Genomic DNA, 1,233 nt, shown 5'->3' with positions numbered 1-1,233 from the left:
CCCGTATCGCTAAAAGAGCCGATTGTCATGCAGCCGGGTTTCGGGCTTGCCATTTCTGGCGGATCGCTGAATCAGGATGTATCAGGAATCGTTGAATTTTGGTGTGAGCCGCAACAGTGAAAGACGTCCTAAATCTGGCAATAGTGGGCGGCGCGGCGTTGCTGTTGCTGTACCTGCTGGATGAAGGCGACGGCGAAAGCGCAAACAGCGCCGATCTGGAAGACCTTGGCAATCAGGCGCTGGACGCCGGCAGTGAATATTTTAGTGAGATAGACGAAATGACGGCACAAGCAAACGAGCGGGCATTCTTGGCCGCGATCAGGGTGGGGGAGGGAACGAGCGCCGGTAACGGCTACTCGATCCTCTTCGGCGGGGCGACGTTCGGCAGCTTTGACGATCATCCGGCCCTGCTGGGCTGGCGCGGCGGCAGCTTGAGCGCTGCCATGTGCGCGGGGGCCGGTTTCGGTCCGGGCTGCGTATCGACGGCGGCGGGCGCTTTCCAGATAAATAAGCCGACTTGGCTGCGCGTGAGCCGCAAGCTGGGCCTGAACGATTTTTCGCCAGCTAGCCAGGATGCGGCGGCGATGTACCTGATTAGCGAAAAAGGCGCGCTGAATGACGTGCGCGCCGGGCGGGTAGAAGTTGCCGTAAGCAAGGTCAGCAAGGTATGGGCATCGCTGCCCGGTGCCGGGTACGGCCAGGGTGAAGTAAAGCTAGCCGCTTTCCTCAACAATTTCGCAGATGCAGGGGGTAACGTCGCATGAGCAACCGAGATATCGTACTGATGGCCGCGCTGGTCGTCGGTGCCGTCCTGTACATGAAGCGGGCCAAGGCCAAGCCGACGACGAAGGACCCGGAGGGCAATCAGGCGCAGACCACCAACATTCAAGATCAGCGCTGGAATGCGCTGGCAAGCGGCGCGTGGAAGCTATTGAAAGATGCACAGAACAAGGAAGGCGGCGCGGCTTTCCTCATGAAAAACTGGATGGGCCAAACCGTGACAAGTGACGGCAAGCCGGTAGGCGAAGAACTGGGCGACATGTTCCCGTATGCCTACGGTGACGGCGTGTCCGACAGCATCGACTACGGCGACACGCCGAACCTGATCGACGGACTTTTCAAAACGACTAGCGGGATGTGGTGGCAATGATGGACAACATGGAAGCGGTGAAGCTGGCGGCGATCATTGCGGCGGTGGCCGCTGTGATCTATCTGGTAAAAAAAAAGGGAGCG

General features: G+C 59.3%; 2 protein-coding genes. Both read left to right on the top strand.

From position 1 onward, the window contains the following. Positions 1-116: 116 nt before the first annotated feature. Complete coding sequence (locus ACQ4V8_RS21830; RefSeq protein WP_436572203.1) at positions 117-764, top strand: glycoside hydrolase family 24 protein; 648 nt, start codon at positions 117-119, stop codon at positions 762-764. After that, complete coding sequence (locus ACQ4V8_RS21825) at positions 761-1,150, top strand: hypothetical protein (protein WP_436572202.1); 390 nt, start codon at positions 761-763, stop codon at positions 1,148-1,150. Before ACQ4V8_RS21830 ends, ACQ4V8_RS21825 begins: the two co-directional genes overlap by 4 nt. Positions 1,151-1,233: the final 83 nt, after the last annotated feature.

Origin of the sequence: Janthinobacterium paucivorans (assembly GCF_051380805.1) — a bacterium.
GTDB classification, from domain to species: domain Bacteria; phylum Pseudomonadota; class Gammaproteobacteria; order Burkholderiales; family Burkholderiaceae_D; genus Janthinobacterium; species Janthinobacterium lividum_D.
This window is presented reverse-complemented; position numbering and strand designations above follow the sequence as displayed.